The organism is Streptococcus suis, from assembly GCF_029616525.1.
GTDB classification, from domain to species: Bacteria; Bacillota; Bacilli; order Lactobacillales; family Streptococcaceae; genus Streptococcus; species Streptococcus suis_AF.
Map to the genome: position 1 here is coordinate 1 of NZ_JANFME010000019.1, position 17,747 is coordinate 17,747.

At 41.4% G+C, this 17,747-nt stretch carries 17 protein-coding genes and 1 pseudogene; 2 read left to right on the forward strand and 16 right to left on the reverse strand.

Annotated features, from left to right (window positions below; genetic code table 11):
* Positions 1-295: 295 nt before the first annotated feature.
* From hpf to NOL38_RS07885, 3 genes are all read right to left on the reverse strand, one after another.
* Positions 296-838: a ribosome hibernation-promoting factor, HPF/YfiA family gene (gene hpf, locus NOL38_RS07875; protein WP_004194117.1), complete on the reverse strand. Its 543-nt coding sequence runs from the start codon at positions 836-838 to the stop codon at positions 296-298.
* Positions 839-914: 76 nt separating this feature from the next.
* Positions 915-1,580, reverse strand: a complete 666-nt coding sequence (locus NOL38_RS07880; RefSeq protein ID WP_277941875.1) for a ComFC family protein — start codon at positions 1,578-1,580, stop codon at positions 915-917.
* Positions 1,573-2,865, reverse strand: a complete 1,293-nt coding sequence (locus tag NOL38_RS07885) for an ATP-dependent helicase ComFA (RefSeq protein WP_277941876.1) — start codon at positions 2,863-2,865, stop codon at positions 1,573-1,575. Before NOL38_RS07885 ends, NOL38_RS07880 begins: the two co-directional genes overlap by 8 nt.
* A 56-nt stretch (positions 2,866-2,921) precedes the next feature.
* Here NOL38_RS07885 and NOL38_RS07890 point away from each other — a divergent pair, with 56 nt between their 5' ends.
* Entirely contained in the window at positions 2,922-3,554 is a 633-nt protein-coding gene (locus NOL38_RS07890; RefSeq protein ID WP_015646510.1) for a YigZ family protein, read from the forward strand.
* 89 nt (positions 3,555-3,643) lie between these two features.
* The gene (gene cysK, locus NOL38_RS07895; RefSeq protein ID WP_002937015.1) at positions 3,644-4,570 is read left to right on the forward strand and encodes a cysteine synthase A; all 927 of its coding nucleotides are present in this window, start codon (positions 3,644-3,646) and stop codon (positions 4,568-4,570) included.
* A 25-nt stretch (positions 4,571-4,595) separates the two neighbouring features.
* On the opposite strand, the gene NOL38_RS07900 is transcribed toward cysK, so the two are convergent.
* The 13 genes and pseudogenes from NOL38_RS07900 to gmk form a co-directional block, all read right to left on the reverse strand.
* Entirely contained in the window at positions 4,596-4,967 is a 372-nt protein-coding gene (locus tag NOL38_RS07900; RefSeq protein ID WP_002937017.1) for a S1 RNA-binding domain-containing protein, read from the reverse strand.
* Position 4,968: 1 nt separating this feature from the next.
* A complete protein-coding gene (locus NOL38_RS07905; protein ID WP_172090496.1) occupies positions 4,969-6,369 on the reverse strand; it encodes a bifunctional Cof-type HAD-IIB family hydrolase/peptidylprolyl isomerase in 1,401 nt (466 codons plus the stop codon).
* Between the two features lie 49 nt (positions 6,370-6,418).
* Positions 6,419-7,060 carry a response regulator transcription factor gene (locus NOL38_RS07910; RefSeq protein ID WP_024410659.1) on the reverse strand — a complete coding sequence of 214 codons (642 nt, stop codon included), beginning with the start codon at positions 7,058-7,060 and terminating at the stop codon, positions 6,419-6,421.
* On the reverse strand, positions 7,032-8,048 hold the full coding sequence (locus NOL38_RS07915; RefSeq protein WP_277941877.1) for an envelope stress sensor histidine kinase LiaS: 1,017 nt from the start codon (positions 8,046-8,048) through the stop codon (positions 7,032-7,034). The genes NOL38_RS07910 and NOL38_RS07915 overlap by 29 nt, the downstream gene beginning before the upstream one ends.
* Positions 8,045-8,749: a cell wall-active antibiotics response protein LiaF gene (gene liaF / locus NOL38_RS07920; protein WP_169050679.1), complete on the reverse strand. Its 705-nt coding sequence runs from the start codon at positions 8,747-8,749 to the stop codon at positions 8,045-8,047. Before liaF ends, NOL38_RS07915 begins: the two co-directional genes overlap by 4 nt.
* Before the next feature lie 279 nt (positions 8,750-9,028).
* A complete protein-coding gene (locus tag NOL38_RS10530) occupies positions 9,029-9,514 on the reverse strand; it encodes a PASTA domain-containing protein (RefSeq protein WP_425244235.1) in 486 nt (161 codons plus the stop codon).
* Positions 9,506-11,035: pseudogene (pknB, locus tag NOL38_RS07925) on the reverse strand (Stk1 family PASTA domain-containing Ser/Thr kinase); the annotation flags it as partial. The pseudogene pknB and the gene NOL38_RS10530, both read right to left, overlap by 9 nt.
* Complete coding sequence (locus NOL38_RS07930; RefSeq protein ID WP_004194145.1) at positions 11,035-11,772, reverse strand: Stp1/IreP family PP2C-type Ser/Thr phosphatase; 738 nt, start codon at positions 11,770-11,772, stop codon at positions 11,035-11,037. The gene NOL38_RS07930 and the pseudogene pknB, both read right to left, overlap by 1 nt.
* A gap of 37 nt (positions 11,773-11,809) precedes the next feature.
* Entirely contained in the window at positions 11,810-13,123 is a 1,314-nt protein-coding gene (gene rsmB / locus NOL38_RS07935; protein ID WP_172090494.1) for a 16S rRNA (cytosine(967)-C(5))-methyltransferase RsmB, read from the reverse strand.
* A complete protein-coding gene (gene fmt / locus NOL38_RS07940; protein ID WP_172090493.1) occupies positions 13,110-14,048 on the reverse strand; it encodes a methionyl-tRNA formyltransferase in 939 nt (312 codons plus the stop codon). Before fmt ends, rsmB begins: the two co-directional genes overlap by 14 nt.
* Before the next feature lie 140 nt (positions 14,049-14,188).
* Positions 14,189-16,579, reverse strand: coding sequence for a primosomal protein N' (locus NOL38_RS07945; RefSeq protein WP_277941879.1), 2,391 nt, complete (start codon positions 16,577-16,579; stop codon positions 14,189-14,191).
* Positions 16,580-16,770: 191 nt separating this feature from the next.
* Entirely contained in the window at positions 16,771-17,085 is a 315-nt protein-coding gene (gene rpoZ, locus NOL38_RS07950) for a DNA-directed RNA polymerase subunit omega (protein ID WP_004195201.1), read from the reverse strand.
* A gap of 32 nt (positions 17,086-17,117) precedes the next feature.
* Complete coding sequence (gene gmk / locus NOL38_RS07955) at positions 17,118-17,738, reverse strand: guanylate kinase (protein ID WP_043025413.1); 621 nt, start codon at positions 17,736-17,738, stop codon at positions 17,118-17,120.
* Positions 17,739-17,747 lie beyond the last annotated feature (9 nt).

Consider the following 17,747-nt stretch of genomic DNA (forward strand, 5'->3'; position numbering starts at 1 on the left):
TCATTATCGCGCTCTCGCGACAACTATCTTAGTTTATCATTTCTTGTGAACTTTGTCAACACTTTTTCGAAACTTTTTTTCGTTTCTCGGTTAACTAGTTCTTCAAGGAGACAACTCAATTATTCTATCATCTTCTGTTGGTCTTGTCAACACTTTTTCGAAACTTTTTTTCGTTCCTCTATTAACTAGCCCTTCAAGAGACAACTCAATTATTCTATCATCTACTTTGGCAATTGTCAACCGGGTTTTTGAAAATAATAAAACAGCTGCAAAAACTGCAACTGTTTTATTATCTTTATTGACGTACCTCTAGAAGACCCAAATCTCCATCTTCGCGTCTATACAATACATTTGTTGTACCGTCATTAGCATCTGTATAGATAAAGAAATCATGTCCGAGCAACTCCAATTGGAGGACTGCTTCTTCCATATCCATTGGTTTCAAGTCTACTTGCTTAGTACGAACCACTTTTACTTCCTCGCCTGTTTGCTCAACAAGTTCATCTGTAAAGACTTGACCAGTTGCCACTTTTTGACGATGTTTTCGTTCGATCTTGGTTTTGTTACGACGAATTTGGCGTTCAATCTTATCTACTACAAGATCGATAGAGCCATACATTTCTTGTGAAATATCTTCTGCGCGAAGTGTAACTGCTCCAACTGGAATTGTCACTTCTACTTTTGCGCGCTTGTCACGGTAAACTTTTAGATTTACTTTAGCATTCAACTCTTGTTCTTCATTGAAATATTTCTCAATCTTAGCCACTTTCTCTTCTACATAGGTGCGAAGTGCTTCTGTAACTTCAAGGTTTTCTCCACGAATACTGAATTTAATCATATTAGTACCTCTTTCTTGGCTTTCGCCTTTCTTCACTATTATTATACCACATTATAGGGATATTGCAACCGTTTTCTTATCGTGTTAGTGAAAATGTTTTGATTTCTTTCCTACCAATTTTCATGAAAAGTTCTACAGCAAGTTGGATTGTGGCTCCTGTTGTATATATATCGTCGAATAATAATATTTTTTCTGGCACTTCTTTTTCGTCTAATAGATAGAACATCTGTTTTGCTTCTAGTCTCTCTGCACGATTTTTTGATGATTGTTTTTGGCTTTCATACTTTCCAAGAAGGGACTGATAGGGAATATTTGTAGCACTCAAAAGTCCTTCCACTTGATTAAAACCGCGTTCTGATAGTCGTTTTTGACTAATTGGTATGGGAACAATTGTGTAGTCAGGAAATTGGCTTAACGCTATTCTAAGCTTTTTAGCAAAAATATTTCTTAAAACATAGTCTCCTTGAAATTTGTAGCGACTAAAATAATGTGCCATCGCTTGATTATATTGGTACAAAGCTGTGTGGACAACTGGTTTCCCTTGATTCTGCCAGTACTGACAATCCTTGCAACTTTCCGATTCTCCATTTTTATAACAATGTGGACAGTGTTGCTCTGCTATTTCCTCAAAAGTCGAAAAACATTCTTCACAGATGCCCGATTTTTCTTTACTAAAGGAGATGAGATCTGAAAATCTTGTTTTATTTTTCATAGCTTGACCGCACAATAGACAATTAGACATATCCAGCCTCCTTGTTCATCTGTTTAATTTTAGCGATTGCCTTTTCAATGGCTCCTGTACTTCCCTCATGATAAAACTGGAGTAAACCAGTCGGACGTTCCATACTCCTGCCGACCCGGCCTGCAATCTGAACAAGACTTGACGCTGTGTAGAGGTAATGATTGGCTTGAACAACAAAGACGTCTACACATGGGAAGGTCACCCCACGTTCAAGAATAGTAGTCGAGATTAGGACTGTGATTTCTCTCTTGCGAAACCCTTCAACTATTTCAAGGCGATTTTCTGTTTGACTGGATACAAAGCCAATTGTTTCTTCTGGGAATGTTTTTTTCATTATCTTGGTAAATTCTTGACCTTTGGAGATTTCTGGGACAAAAATGAGTAAGGGAAAGCCCGACTTTCTCTGTTCTTCAATCGCTTTTTTCAACTTTGGAACTAGTCTATTTTTCTTTAGGGTATCATCGAATTTACTAAACCAGACTTTTTGCGGGACAACAAGTGGGTTGCCATGAAAGCGCCTTGGCAAACTAAGACGGCTTAATTTGCCTGTTCTGACTTTTTTATCCAATTCATCTGTTGAAGTCGCTGTCAGAAAAACTTGAACACCGGCTTCCTTGACCGCATTATCTGCTGCTCGATAGAGCATGGGATTATCTGCATAGGGAAAGGCATCTACTTCATCAATCAAAACCAAATCAAAGGCCTGATAAAATTTTAATAACTGATGTGTGGTTGCTACAACTAATGGGGTTCGGAAATAGGGTTCAGACTCTCCATGTAGTAAACTAATTGGAACTGAAAAGTCATTTTGCAGACGTTTATAGAGTTCGATACAAACATCAATTCGAGGACTGGCTAGGCAAACCGCTCCGCCTTTATCAATCACTGAGGCAACGGTGTGGTAAATCATTTCTGTCTTACCTGCTCCTGTTACTGCATGAACCAATGTCGCACGATTATTTTCCACGTTTGCAACTAGTCCATCTGAAATTCTTTGTTGCCAATCAGTTAATTGACCTTTCCACTTTAAACACTTAGTGATTGGAAAATCTTTCTGAGGAAAATGATAGAGTTTTTCGTCTGACCGTACTCTGCCTAGAAGCAAGCAGGCTCGACAGTAATAAGCATCGTTTGGCAATTTGTTTTCTTCTTTAAAGGTTGTTCCACAGCGAAAGCAGTTATTCTTTTTTGTAATACTTGGCACTTTTTCTGCTATTTCTCTTTCTTTTGCTGTCAATTGGTATTTGGTAAATAATCTTCCATAATAATTTTCTAATTCTTTCATCACTTATTTATTCGGAATTTCTTGTCAGTTTTTAAAAAAATTAGTACAATTTGGTTATGAAAGAATTTAAAACAATTAGAGAAGATGGTATTGTTGAGGAAGAAATTAAAAAGTCACGATTTATCTGCTTTATGAAACGAGTGACCAGCGAGGAGGAAGCTCGCGACTTTATCAACAAAATCAAGAAAGAACATTACAAGGCTACTCATAACTGCTCTGCATTTGTCCTTGGAGAAAATATGGAAATCAAGCGTTCCTCTGATGATGGGGAGCCGTCTGGTACTGCTGGTGTGCCAATGCTGACGGTTTTAGAAAATCACGAACTGACCAATGTCGCAACGGTGGTTACCCGCTATTTTGGAGGTATCAAACTCGGGGCAGGCGGACTTATTCGTGCTTACGCTGGAGCCGTGGCTAATGCAGTCAAGGAAATCGGGGTTGTGGAAGTTAAGGAGCAGGAAGGGATTTCCATTAGCATGTCCTATGCCCAATACCAAGAGTTTGCCAATTGGCGAGCGGAGCAAGGTCTGGAAGAATTTGATACCCAGTTTACTACTGAAGTTTCAACCATGATTTTTGTAGATAAAGAATTCCTTGAACAAACCTTAGCAAGTCTCACTGACTTTTACCACGGAAAAGTATCCGCGGAAAAAGCTAACTCTCGAATCGTTGAGGTACCTGTCTATTAAAAAAAGCTATCGGCGAGATAGTTTTTTTATATTATCCTTTTTTGACTTTCTACTATATAATGTATAATAACATTATTTGGAGGTGCCATATGGCTATTTATCAAAACATTACTCAATTAGTTGGAAAAACACCTGTTATTAAACTCAATAATATCGTTCCAGAGGGGGCAGCGGAGGTCTATGTGAAATTAGAGGCCTTTAACCCAGGATCTTCTGTAAAAGACCGTATCGCCTTGGCTATGATTGAAGATGCTGAGAAGGCTGGTACAATCAAACCTGGAGATACTATTGTTGAGCCAACAAGTGGTAACACTGGTATCGGTCTTGCTTGGGTTGGAGCAGCAAAAGGTTATAAGGTGATTATCGTCATGCCTGAAACTATGAGTGTTGAGCGTCGTAAGATTATCCAAGCTTATGGAGCTGAGCTTGTCTTGACTCCTGGTAGCGAAGGGATGAAGGGGGCTATCGCCAAAGCAAAAGAGATTGCTGAAGAAAAAAATGGCTGGGTTCCTTTCCAGTTTGCTAATCCATCCAATCCAAAAGTTCACGAAGATACAACAGGACAGGAAATTTTGGAAGACTTTGGAACAACTGGTTTAGATGCCTTTGTATCTGGCGTTGGTACTGGTGGTACCGTTTCAGGTGTTTCGCATGTTTTGAAGACAGCAAATCCAGATATTGCTATCTATGCTGTCGAAGCTGATGAATCAGCTGTCTTATCTGGTGAAGCACCTGGTCCGCACAAGATCCAAGGTATTTCGGCAGGTTTTATTCCAGATACTTTGGACACTAGCGCCTATGATGGCATTATTCGTGTCAAATCCGACGATGCCTTAGCTACAGGTCGTGCTATCGGTGGAAAAGAAGGATTCTTAGTTGGTATTTCTTCAGGTGCAGCAATTCACGCTGCTATCGAAGTCGCTAAGGAGTTGGGAACTGGAAAAAAAGTGTTGGCAATCTTGCCTGATAATGGTGAGCGTTACTTGTCAACAGCTCTTTATGAGTTCAATGATTAAAAAGAAAGAAGGTTAGGAATGCATCCTATACCTTCTTTTCTTTGTGTTCTTTGAGATAGCCTTTAGCTTCCTCAATCCATTTCGGAAGTTGTTTTGCTAAAGGGGAAAAACCAATTTTATTCCGTTCATTTGTAAAACGATGATGACGCGGAATTTTTTGTTGTTCTTCTTCCAAGGTCCGGATTGATAAACTAGCCTTTTCAGTATATTCATCAAAGTCAACTACCTGTACCAAAACCTCTTGCCCCAATTTTAAATGATCATAAATATTATCAACAAAACCTGTTTTGATTTCCGAGATATGGATTAGGCCCGTCGTCCCATTCTCTAATTGTACAAAGGCTCCATACGGCTGAATGCCCGTTACCGTCCCCTTGAGTTTATCTCCGATTTTCATCTTAATCCTCTATTTCGATGGTCTCAATTACAACATCTTCATGTGGACGATCTGCTGAATCTGTTGCAACCGCTGCGATAGCATCCAAGACGACGAAGGATTCTTCATCAACTAGATGACCAAACACTGTGTGGCGTTGATCTAGATGTGGTGTCCCGCCATTTTTGACATAGGCTTCTGCAACTTCTTTAGGCCAACCGCCTCGTTCTAATTCTTTCGCATTGTATGGGAAGTTTTGGTTTTGAACGATAAAGAATTGGCTTCCATTTGTATTTGGTCCTGCATTAGCCATTGACAAGGCTCCTCTGAGATTAAAAGCTTCCATTGAAAATTCATCTTCAAACGCAGTACCATAAATAGATTCACCACCCATACCTGTTCCGGTTGGATCGCCACCTTGAATCATAAAGTCTTTGATAATACGATGGAAGATAATTCCGTCATAATAGCCATCTTTAGAAAGAGCTACGAAATTTGCTACAGTTTTGGGTGCAATTTCAGGGAAGAGTTTTACTGTTAACTTACCATGGTTAGTCTTGATATGCGCAACTGGTCCTGTAACATTTTCCAAATCTAATTGCGGGAAATATTTTTCTTTTTCTACCATACCTAATTTCTCCAAGGCATCAAAAATGCCATCTTCTTCTACTTTTTTTGTGATATAATCTGCATGCTTTTGCAGTTCTGGATGCGAATGCCCCATAGCGATACTAATTCCTGCATAATCGAATAACTCAATATCGTTGAGTCCATCTCCGAACACTAGGACATTTTCAGGTTTCAGGCCTAGTTTTTCAACAACCTTAGCAACACCAGTTGCTTTGGAAGAGCCTTTTAGCACAATGTCCGATGAAATAGCATCCCAACGAACACTACGCAATTCCGCTTGAAACTCTTCTGGAAGTTCTACTTCGTGACCATCTTTCTCGAAAGTTAACAATTGATAGATGTCATTTTCTTTATAAAAAGTTGGGTTTGTTTCCAAACCTTCATAAATCAAGTCAATTACTTGACTAATGCGGTCAGTTCGTGCAGAAAGTGTCCCTTTTTGACTACCAAGCATACCATATTCGATTCCAATTTCTTTAGCCCAATTTAATACAGATTCTACTAAATTTTGGGGCATTGGCTGATGGTACACTACCTGACCTTTGGCATCTTCTACGTAGGAGCCGTTAATCATAGCGAAAAAGTCTGGCTGTAAGGCTTTGATTTCTGGCACCAAACCATAAGGCGTTCGTCCTGACGCAATTCCTGTCAAAATTCCCTTTTCTTTCAGTGATTTGAAAACCTGCTGAATTGATTCAGGAATGTAGCCTGTATTCTTCACACGTAGCGTGTCGTCAATGTCAAAAAAGACTATTTTTATTTTTTTTGCCTTATATCTGAGTTTTGCATCCATATAATTCCACTATCCTTTGGTTGAAAATTAACTAATTTTCATTATACCACTATTGGTCTTCTTGCGCCACCAAACCATGCTGGAAAGCATAAACAACTGCTTGAGTACGATCGCTAACAGCTAGTTTGGATAAGATATTGGAAACATGGGTCTTAACAGTTTTTAGGGAAATGAAGGACTCATCTGCAATTCGTTGATTGTCATATCCCTTGGCTAACAGCGTCAAGATTTCGCGTTCACGAGCTGTCAAGTCATCATGTAAATCTGGGTGGCGTTTATGGTGCTCTACTTTTTTCTCTACTTCTGTCTCAATAGCATATTCTCCAAGAGCTACCTTGCGGATGGCTGCTAAGATTTCGTCAGCACTTGACGTTTTCAACATATAGCCACGAGCTCCTGCTTCCAGCACAGGATAGATTTTCTCATTATCTAGATAGGAAGTCAGGATGACAATCTGCGCTTGCGACCATTCCTTCAGCAAGGCCAGGGTTGCTTCTACGCCAGTCATCTTGGGCATAACCAAGTCCATCACTACAACATCGGGCTTAACCTCTAATGCTTTAGCCAAACCTTCCTCGCCATCACTAGCTTCTGCAACTACTTCAACATCTGGCTGTAAATTTAAGTAACTTTTCAATCCTAGACGGACCATCTCATGGTCGTCAACCAGCATCACTCGAATCGTATTCATCTTCTTTTCCTTTCAATAGTGGGATACGAATATCAATCGCCACTCCCTTATTTGGAGCAGTGCGAATTTTTATCGCTCCAGCCATGTCTTCAACCCGCTCACGTATGTTTTGAAGACCGTAACTTAATTCATCATCTGCACCTTGTTGGAAGCCGATCCCATCGTCTGTCATTTTCAACTGAAGTTCTGTTTCCTTCTGCAAGAGGTAAACATCCAAATGCTTGGCCTTGGCATGTCGCAAGGTATTACTGATAATTTCTTGCGCAATACGGAAGAGATGTTCTTCAATTAGTTTCGGTAACTCCTCTACTTCATGTTGGAAATGAACGATAATATTACTTTTGTCGCTAACTTCACGCAAAATCAGCTCAAATCCTTCAACCAAGGTTTTACTTTCAAGTTCACTTGGGCGTAGATGTAATAATAGGATGCGTAGGTCTCTTTGGGCAGACTCAATCATGTCTTTCACGAGCATCAGCTGTTCCTGCAAAGTTTCCTGCGGAAGAGTGGATAGATTGGACGATAATCCTGACAAAATCATGCTCGTTGCAAATAACTCTTGACTAACCGTATCATGCAAATCCCTGGCAATCCGTTTCCGTTCTCCCTCAACAATCTCTTCTTTCTTGACTAAATCTTGATGGTCAACCAGCTGCACCTGACGCGTGAGGTTTCTGACCTTATCAGACAACTGGAGCAAGAGCTGATCACTTTCGGTATCTGTTCGAATACTTTTATTCTTCAAGATAGCTTGTAACTTCGTCCGCATAACCTGAGTGGAGGCTAGGCTGACAGTTTGTACCATTACAGCTAGAAAAAGGGTTAAAACGATAACTAGTAGAATGAGAGTAAACACGAGCTGTTCCGTTGAAATCCAGAGCGTAACATCTAGCAATGAATAATTTAAAAGTGGGAGGGTGGAAGCAATCACCACAAAAACAATGAGACAGGCAAACCAGGCGAGGAGTAGGTAGGTACGTTTTCTCATACGCGAACCACCTCCACATCTCCCAGTATATTGTTGGTAACGACTTTTACACGTTTGTGTGATTCTTGATAATCGGGACTATTGATCGCTATACTTTCATTCCGCAAATCCCAATATGATTCACCCAGGAAACTTACTCGTCCATAGATACTAGTTGCTGAAAGTGCGACCTCAACATCAATTGGAACAATAATTTTTGTCCGTCCAAACGTTTTACGAATTACAACAATATTATCTCTGCCAACTAATACAGTCTTATCCAAATCAACTACATCATTGCCAAACAAACGTACAATGTTAATATCTTCAAAACCAAACCTATCTTGAGAGTGGTCGTGGTTGCCAAACCATCTATTTTTCTCTTTTTGAACCTGTAGAGAATAGTCACTAAAAATAATATGGGTATATTGGTTTCTCTTTTCATAACGTGAAAAGAAATTAATCAGCATGTACACGACTAGTAGCATAATCCCAATAATGAAGAAGGGATTTAAAACAAAGACCAAAAATAATAGAGATAAGGAGCTGACCAGTAAAACGCTATTAACTTTTCTTCCTAGGAAGTACCAAATGACGAGTAATAAGGCAGAGAAAAGTAGCAGGGTCCGACTGGCCTCATTGGCTACCACGTCAAAGGCTGCCATCGTAAAAATCATACTTTCTATTAGTAGAAAAAATTGAACTTTTCGCATCTTCTCCATCCTTTCTATACTATTGTAACAAAAAATAAGTAAAAGAACTCCATCCAAAGTAGGAAATATTAGTTCAAAGCAACGAGATGCAGGCTGTACTTGGGTACGGCAAAGTAAATTACCGAAGCAAGCAAAATAAACTAAACATGACTATAAACTATGCAAATCACTCCTAGCCCATCACTCTTGATGGACAGAAGGAAACAATTTTGGCATAGGAGACCGCTCACAAGCTACGCTCTCTAATCAAGAGAAAAAGGTTCGGCATCTGCCCAACCTTATTCATCTTTATTGTCCGCTATCTGTTGAAGTACTTGTGCTGGTGGAACTTCCTGTTGAGGAATCGCTACTGGTGGCGGTTGATGTGGCGGTTGATGCAACGGAGACATACAAGGTAACTGTTCCATCAATTGTTGCTCCAGCAGCAGGATATTGTCCAATGACGATGTCACTTGTCGTTGAATAATAGCTTCTATCTTCTTGTTTTTCAATACTTTCCACATTGACGCCTAGCGCTTGTAATTGACTACGCGCCTGTGAATAGGTGTAATTACCAGATATTAAATCAGGCATAATCAATTCTTTTCCTTTTGAAACAACTAGATTGATGATAGAACCTTTTGTCAACTCTGTATTGGCAACGGGATCTGTACTGATAACCTGACCCGCAGTAACAGATGAGCTATATTCCTGAGTAATAGTTCCAATACTGAAGCCTGCTGTCTGAAGAATTTGAGTAGCATTCTCCTGAGTTTTTCCAACAACGTTTGGCACAACTTGTGGCGCTACTCCTTTGGAAACGTAAAGGGTAATTTTCGCCCCTTTCTCAGCAGAACTATTTGCTCCTGGATCTGTTTTGATAACGAGTCCTTGAGCAACTTTTTCGCTATATTCTTCTTTTATTGTCACTTGGAAACCAAGAGCCTCCAATTCCTGTCGTGCAGTATCAGAATCCTTATCTGTCACATCTGGAATAGATACCATCGCAGCCGTTGCTACTACAATATCAATCTTACTTCCTTGACGTCTGGTCGTCTTTGCAGCCGGAGAGGTCCGTATTACCAAGCCTTCATCTACAGTCGCTGTCGCTTCTTCTGTGATGTTTCCAACTTCCAATCCTGCCACTTCAATCATTTCTGTAGCTTTTTCAACGGTTTGACCAGACACATCAGGGACGGTAACTGTTCGTGGAGTGTTGAAAAACATGAGTCCAGCCGCTATGACTGTTAACAAAATAGCCCCTATCAAGACTTTGTAGCGTGTACGCATACCTGGCCTTGGTTTTGAAACAGGCTTATTTCCCGACTTCGCCACTTCTTTCTTACCAGACCCCTTATCCGTCGCAGAAACTTGGGCAGAACTTTTTGTATGCGGTACTTTCGTTTCAACATTGGCCTGGGAGAGTTTTGGCAAGGTTTTTGTATCAACCTTATTTCCTTCTAGTTCAACCCTGGGTTCATTCCGACGATCCATGGATAGAGCCGAAGCTAAATCTGCGTACATTTCTGCAACCGACTTATAGCGCTCGTTTAATTTTTTAGCCGTTGCTTTTAGTACAACATTTTCTAAGGCCTGAGGTACGTTGGCATTCTCTTCTCTAACAGATGGGAGAGGTTTTTGGAAATGCTGAAGAGCGATTGTCACAGCACTGTCTCCATCATAGGGAATGCGACCCGTCAACATTTCAAAAAGGATGATCCCCATTGCATAAATGTCACTTTGAATGGTCGCTTTCGAACCACGCGCCTGCTCAGGTGAAAGATAGTGAACAGAACCCAACATGGAGTTGGTTTGTGTCAAACTCGTTTCAGCAAAGGCAACTGCAATACCAAAGTCTGTTACTTTAGCGACTCCATTGGAAGTCAAAAGGACGTTCTGAGGTTTCAAATCTCGATGGACAATTCCTCTCGTGTGCGCCATTCGCATAGCAAGGAGAATCTGTCCCATAATTCGCACCGCAACATCGTTGGAGAGTGGTGCATTTTCTTTTATATAACGTTTTAAATCGAGGCCATTGACATATTCCATAGCCAGATACTGTTGACCATCTTCTTCACCGATGTCCGAAATACGAACGATATTGGGATGGTCAAGTTCTGCCATGGCACGCGCTTCACGTTGAAAACGCTGGATAGCAATTTGATCTGTCTGATAGTTGGTCCGAAGAACTTTAACAGCAACCTCTTCTCCATCTAAAATCAAATCTCTTGCTAGGTAAACATCTGCCATACCGCCTCGACCAATTTGCCGAACGATTCGATACCGACCGGCAAAGATCTTACCGATTTGAATCATTACCTAGCCTCCTCCGTAATGTGAAGCAAACCTACTGTAATATTATCTAGACCGCCTGCATTATTGGCAAAACGTACAAGTGTTTCTACCTTGCTTTCAATTGAAACATCACTCAATACAATATCACGAATATCCTCGGTTGGTACCATATTGGTTAAGCCATCGCTGTTAATAAGGACATAATCTCCAACCTCAAGAGTTTTCAAAGCAATGTCTGGTTCAATTGGTTCGGCTTGTCCAATGGACTGCGTTACAATATTTTTTTGAGGATGACGCTGTGCTTCTTCTTCTGTGAGCTGACCAGCTCGAACAAGAGCACCTACCAGCGAATGGTCGTTGGTTAGACGTGTATATTCGCCATCTCTAATCAATCCAACTCGTGAATCTCCAACATGGGCATAGATCATTTGATTGTCGATGACAACAACTGCCTCAAGAGTTGTTCCCATCCCCTTGTATTCTTCTGTCTGTCCAAGTTCATGAATCTTTTGGTTTTCAGCATCAATGATTGCAACCATCCATTCACGGACATCATTCAAGGTCACTAATTGAGTATCAACCCAAGCAGCTCCCAAATCTGTTGCTGCCATTTCACTGGCAATATGGCCGGCACGGTGACCACCCATTCCATCAGCTAACACGACCAAATCAATCCCTGCGCGGTTTTTGTAGCGATTGATATAGTCTTGGTTGTTCGAACGTTTCTGTCCTACATCGGTAAGTAATGCAATTTCCATAATTTTTATCGTTGCTAAGCAACTTCCTCCTCTTATTCTAGGATTTTCGTCTAAGTTGACCGATGAAAAAGCCATCTGTCTTATACTGTTCAGGGGTTATCAACAAGCAACCATCCACCATAATATCTGTTTGAGGGTGTTCTAGTGTCACCTGTTCAAAATTGGGATGGTTTTGCAGAAATTCTTGAATAACCTCTTGGTTTTCCTTAGCAATAATCGTACATGTGCTATAGGTTATTATACCACCAATTTTCAAGCTTTGGCAAACACTGTCCAGTATCTGCAACTGGATAGTCTTTAGAGAATCAAAATCCATCGATGCCTTGTTATAACGAATATCTGGCTTACGGCGGATGAGTCCAATACCTGAACAAGGGGCGTCTACCAATATCTTATCAAAGGTATCAGGTCCAAATGTTTCATGAACACGACTGGCATCCAGACGTTTGGTCTCAATCTTATCTTCTAGGCCTAAACGACGTGCGTTTTCTTCAATCAGGTTTAGTTTATGCTTGTATAAATCAAGAGCAATAACTTTACCACTTGTTAAATAGCTGGCCATATGACAGGTTTTTCCACCCGGAGCCGCACAGGCATCCAAGATGATTTCATCTCCTTGAATATCCAAAGTCGGAGCTACCAATTGACTGGTTTCATCTTGAATAGTGATGAGTCCTTCCTTGAAATAATCTGTCTCCGCAAAGTGTCTATGAGATTTAACCAACCCAACTGGTGATAACTGCGAGTGTTGAGCGCCTAGCTCCTCTGCCAATCGCTCCACTTGTTGACCATCTGTCACGCGTACACTGGCCTTATTCCGATCATGTAAGCTTTGGAAAATCTTCTCTGCACGTTCATCGCCATATTCTGCAATCAGGGTTTGGACCAACCAAACTGGCACAGAATACTGAACGGATAGTCGTTTATTTTTTCGTTTGATGTCCGCTGGATTTGGCAAAGTCGATTGACTGATTTTTCGCAAAATGGCATTAACAAATTTGTCAGTTCCAGGCTTTCGCTTGGCAATATCAACTGCCTCATTGACAACTGCGTGGGTAGGCAATTTGTCCAAATATACCAACTGGTAGAGGCTCAACATGAGGAGATAGTAGACCCAAGTGTCCAACTTTTCTCTATCTTCGATAAAATGTGCCAAATACCACTCTAGGGTAATTTTACGAGAAACCGTCCCATAAACCAATTCGGTCGCCAAGCCCTTGTCCTTTGTTGATAAACGAGAAGATTCTAGGGCCTTATTGAGAGCGATGTTCGAGTAAGCCCCTTGATCAAAGACTTGTTCCAATACAGATAAGGCTAGACTTCTTGCTGTTTCATGTTTATTGATCACCAAATTGATCTCCTACTGCAATATCTCGACCTGCACCATTTAAAAAGTCTGCAATGGTCATTTTTGGCTTACCAGCTGGCTGGACAGTTTTCAGAGAAAGGGCTCCCTGACCTGTCGCAATGATCAATTCTTTCTTGCTTCGAGCAATAACCCGACCAACTGGTCCTTCACCTTCTGCTTCTACAGCTTCTTGAATTTTAAAACGTTCCCCTTGCCAATAGGTGTGGGCAACGGGCCACGGGTACATACCGCGAATGTGATTAAATAGTTGACGAGCTGTCTTATTCCAATCCAGTACCTCTTCTTCTCGCTGGATATTTGGTGAGAAGGTTACCTGTTCTGGATTTTGAGCGACTGGTTTCAAGTCACCAGCAATATAGGCTGGTAAGGTTTGTAATAATAAATCCCGACCAACAACAGCCAACTTTTCAAACAAGGTGCCGACGTTGTCGCTTTCTTCAATAGCAATGCTATCGCTGGAAATCATGTCACCGGCATCCATTTCCTTGACCATTTCCATGATGGTTACGCCGGCACGTTCATCACCGTTAATCAAAGCGTAATGAATAGGGGCACCGCCACGGTATTTAGGAAGAAGAGAAGCATGAACATTGACAGCAAAGTCAACTGAGTTCAATAATTTGGTTGGTAGGAATTGCCCAAAAGCTGCCGTCACAATCCCATCTACTCCTAAATTCATCAGCTCATCCATTTCTTGACTTCCAGATAGCTTCTCTGGTTGATAGACTGGTAAATTGTATTCCAAGGCTACTTCTTTCACAGGTGTCATTTGAATGACTTTTTTACGACCAACAGCTCGGTCTGGCTGGGTAACAACAGCCAGTATGTTATAATTTCCATCAGCTAAGAGCCCTCTTAAGACCGTCGCTGAAAACGCTGGCGTTCCCATAAAAATCAACTTTGTCATATTCGTATTCTCATCTCCTTTTCCTTTAATCATTGCTACTCATTCCATTATCCTTTAATTATACCATTTTTGCTTATTTTTTCCTTAATTCAAGGTTTATTTGAAGCATATAATCAAAAAATGCAAGGCTTATTCCAGCCTTACATCATATTCTGCGGTTCATTGTCAATAATCAGTCGCAAATCTTGATTTTCTCTCTCCTGTGTCCAATCCAAAATCTGGTTCAATACCTCTTCCAAACGGTCTTCGTATCGGTATTTCAAGATAATCTGGTAGTGGTAGAGATTATGGGTTCTGGCAATAGGCTTGGGCGTCGGTCCCAAGATTTGAATTGCATCTGTTAAGTGTTGGCGGAGAAAGGCTACTGTTTCATAGGCTTTTTTCACGACAAATTCTTCTGACTTGTGCGAAAAGGTTAGACCCACCGTAAAATAGTAAGGTGGATAACCAAGATTTTTCCGAATGCCCATCTCATAACGATAGAAACCTTCATAATCCTGCTCTTTAGCAAAAGTAATGGCATAATGATTGGGGTTATAGGTCTGAATCAGGACCTCCCCTTCCTTATCAGCTCGACCAGCCCGACCAGCTACCTGAGTTAGCAACTGGAAGGTCCGCTCAGAAGACCGAAAATCAGGCAAATTCAGAGCCGTATCCGCATTGAGCACCCCAACTAGGGTCACATTTGGAAAATCCAAGCCCTTGGCAATCATCTGAGTTCCCAGAAGAATATCCGCTTCGCCTCGACCAAACCGTTCGAGCAAGTCCTCATGAGCACCTTTTTTCTTGGTAGTATCCACATCCATACGCAAAATTCTAGCTTCTGGCAAGAGTTCCTGCAATTCATCGTAGGCCTTTTGCGTACCCGTCCCATAATAACGAATAGAACGACTTTGACAGTTTGGACAGGTCTGAGGAATGCCCTTTTGAAAACCACAATAATGGCAGTTCATCGTTTTTGTGTCCATATGGAGCGTAAGGGAAATATCACAGTTTGGACACTGGTCCACACTCCCACAATCACGACACATGACAAAAGAAGAATAACCACGCCTATTCAACATAAGAACGACCTGTTCCTTACGAGCCAATTTTTCTCTTATCTTTTCAATCAGAACAGGGGTAAAATTACTAGCCTCCTGCTGACCGATATAATCACGGAAATCCACAACTTCCACTTCTGGAATACGCGCCAATGGATTAGCCCTCTGGTTAAGAGTCAGTCTTCCATAGACTCCCCGACTAGCCCGAGCCCGTGTTTCAAGGCTAGGCGTAGCCGAACCCAAAACCAGAGTCGCTCGATTATAGTCTGCCCGCAACTTTGCTACATCACGCGCATGATAGCGCGGATTGCTATCCTGCTTGTAGGTCGCTTCATGCTCCTCATCAATGATGATAACACCCAAGTTTGTCAAAGGGGCAAAAATGGCCGAACGAGCCCCGACAACCACCTGGGCATTGCCTGCCTCAATCTTCCGCCACTCGTCATACTTCTCTCCATCCGACAATCCAGAGTGGAGAATAGCGACTTTCTGACCAAAGCGAGAGATGAAGCGATTGGTCATCTGAGGGGTCAAGGAAATTTCAGGTACCAGCATAATGGCCGTTTTCCTCATCTTCAGAACCCTATCAATAACCTGTAGATAAACCTCCGTCTTCCCAGAGCCTGTCACCCCTTGTAGTAGAAAGGTTTGGCTTTCCTGACCGATAGAGGCCACAATCTCCCGAACTGCAATCGCCTGCTCTGGATTCAAATCCAAGGCCTGCGTTTTTTCCACCTTATCAAAAACTCCCTGAGTCCGCGACACTTCCTCCTCCCAGACTTCTATATAGCCTTTTTCTTGGAAATAGCGGAGCGTACCAGCTGAATACTCTGCTTTTAGATTTGAAAGGAGCTGGTCTTCCGAGTGTTCCAGCAGAAATTCTCTTAATTGCTGCCGTTTTTTAGCCCGATTGCTGATGTCTGCTTCTCGTAATTTCTCCAGACAAACTCGGTACCATTTTTCTGTCTTGATTTGCTTTTTATCCTTGGCCACATAGTCTACCAAGATTTTCCCTGACTGGGCCAGACGCATGATTTTTCCTTGCTCTTTCACGTCTAAGTCAGAAAAACGAATCTGGTCCTTATCACCGAACAGACTGACCTGCTCTGCCATTTCCAAGCCATTCCCCGGTCTGAGTAATTTGTCATAGGTGGAATTGAGCAAACTAGGCAACATGGATTTTAAGAGAGTAATTTTATAGGAGAAGACCGACTTCCTCATCTGGTCCGCCAACCAAAATTGCTCTTGATTGAGAACAGGACTATAGTCCAAAACCTCGGCAAGCTCTTTCAAGTCTTGTAAATTATTTTCGTCATCTTCATCAATCAAGTCAACTACAATCCCTTGAATCAGCCGATTTCCCTTACCAAAGGGTACATGGACACGCACGCCAACCTTGAGCCCCTCTTCCAACTCAGCTGGAACTCGATAGGAATAAGCTTGATCTGTCTGCATCAAGGGGACGTCTACAATAATCTGTGCTAACATACCATCTCCATTTATTTTACCTTCTAATATCACGACAGATGCGAACAAGGTTCACTTTATGTATAACCTCCAACTATTAGTTGGAGCAAATATTAAAAGATAAACAAATGACCTGCCTCCTTTCTGTCAAAGCTTTCATTATTCCGAAAGTGAAAAGAAACCCGGATGGCAATCCCAACCGAGTCTTGTTTCTAAATCTTTTCGCCTTCTTCTTTTTCTTTAGCGATTTGTTCTTTGATTTTCTTCTCTTCTTCTTCTGCCAGACGTTTCGCTTCTTCCGCACGGCGACGAACTGCCTCACGTTTTGCTTCTGGATCTGGGTGGATAACCACATTGCCAGATTCAATTTCTTCCAAGGCACGAAGGGTTGACTTTACTGAAGTAAATTCTTGAGTTGGCTTTGCACCTGCTTCCAATTCATGGGCACGTTTTGCCTCAAGAATAACCAAGGAATATTTAGATGGTACCTTGTCCAACAAGGTATCGATAGATGGTTTCAACATCATAGTTCTATTCTCTACTTTCTATTAAGGTTCTATTACTTGTTCACATCACGAATCATTTCATCATAGCGGCCGATAACACGGTCTACACGGAAATGTTCTGCTTCGATAATTCGTTTGACACGTTCTGCCGCCAAAGGAACTTCATCATTGACAACCGCATAGTCATACTCACGCATAAGAGCAATCTCTTCTTTAGCACGTTCGATACGTTGCGCAATGACTTCCTCACTGTCTGTCCCACGACCAACCAAGCGATCTTGTAATTCTTCTAAATCTGGTGGTGTCAAGAAGATAAAAACACCGTCTGGAACTTTTTTCTTGACTTGAAGAGCTCCTTGTACTTCAATTTCCAAGAAGACATCTATCCCTTTATCAAGCGTTTGATTAACATAAGTCAAAGGAGTTCCATAGTAATTTCCAACGTACTCAGCATATTCCAACATCTGACCTTGACGAATCAAATCTTCAAATTCCTCACGACTACGGAAGAAATAGTCAACTCCATCAACTTCTCCCGGTCTCTGTGGACGTGTCGTCATGGATACAGAATATTCAAATTTATTATCAGAGCTTTCAAAAATTTCCTTTCGAACTGTTCCTTTTCCAACACCAGATGGGCCAGAAAAGACAATGAGTAAGCCTCGCTCTTTCATGATATCTCC

Excerpts from the sequence above, each read along its gene's own strand:
- hpf (WP_004194117.1), bottom strand. The coding sequence starts at position 838 with ATGATTAAATTCAGTATTCGTGGAGAAAACCTTGAAGTTACAGAAGCA.
- NOL38_RS07880 (WP_277941875.1), bottom strand. The coding sequence starts at position 1,580 with ATGTCTAATTGTCTATTGTGCGGTCAAGCTATGAAAAATAAAACAAGA.
- NOL38_RS07885 (WP_277941876.1), bottom strand. The coding sequence starts at position 2,865 with ATGAAAGAATTAGAAAATTATTATGGAAGATTATTTACCAAATACCAA.
- NOL38_RS07890 (WP_015646510.1), top strand. The coding sequence starts at position 2,922 with ATGAAAGAATTTAAAACAATTAGAGAAGATGGTATTGTTGAGGAAGAA.
- cysK (WP_002937015.1), top strand. The coding sequence starts at position 3,644 with ATGGCTATTTATCAAAACATTACTCAATTAGTTGGAAAAACACCTGTT.
- NOL38_RS07900 (WP_002937017.1), bottom strand. The coding sequence starts at position 4,967 with ATGAAAATCGGAGATAAACTCAAGGGGACGGTAACGGGCATTCAGCCG.
- NOL38_RS07905 (WP_172090496.1), bottom strand. The coding sequence starts at position 6,369 with ATGGATGCAAAACTCAGATATAAGGCAAAAAAAATAAAAATAGTCTTT.
- NOL38_RS07910 (WP_024410659.1), bottom strand. The coding sequence starts at position 7,060 with ATGAATACGATTCGAGTGATGCTGGTTGACGACCATGAGATGGTCCGT.
- NOL38_RS07915 (WP_277941877.1), bottom strand. The coding sequence starts at position 8,048 with ATGAGAAAACGTACCTACCTACTCCTCGCCTGGTTTGCCTGTCTCATT.
- liaF (WP_169050679.1), bottom strand. The coding sequence starts at position 8,749 with ATGGAGAAGATGCGAAAAGTTCAATTTTTTCTACTAATAGAAAGTATG.
- NOL38_RS07930 (WP_004194145.1), bottom strand. The coding sequence starts at position 11,772 with ATGGAAATTGCATTACTTACCGATGTAGGACAGAAACGTTCGAACAAC.
- fmt (WP_172090493.1), bottom strand. The coding sequence starts at position 14,048 with ATGACAAAGTTGATTTTTATGGGAACGCCAGCGTTTTCAGCGACGGTC.
- NOL38_RS07945 (WP_277941879.1), bottom strand. The coding sequence starts at position 16,579 with ATGTTAGCACAGATTATTGTAGACGTCCCCTTGATGCAGACAGATCAA.
- rpoZ (WP_004195201.1), bottom strand. The coding sequence starts at position 17,085 with ATGATGTTGAAACCATCTATCGATACCTTGTTGGACAAGGTACCATCT.
- gmk (WP_043025413.1), bottom strand. The coding sequence starts at position 17,738 with ATGAAAGAGCGAGGCTTACTCATTGTCTTTTCTGGCCCATCTGGTGTT.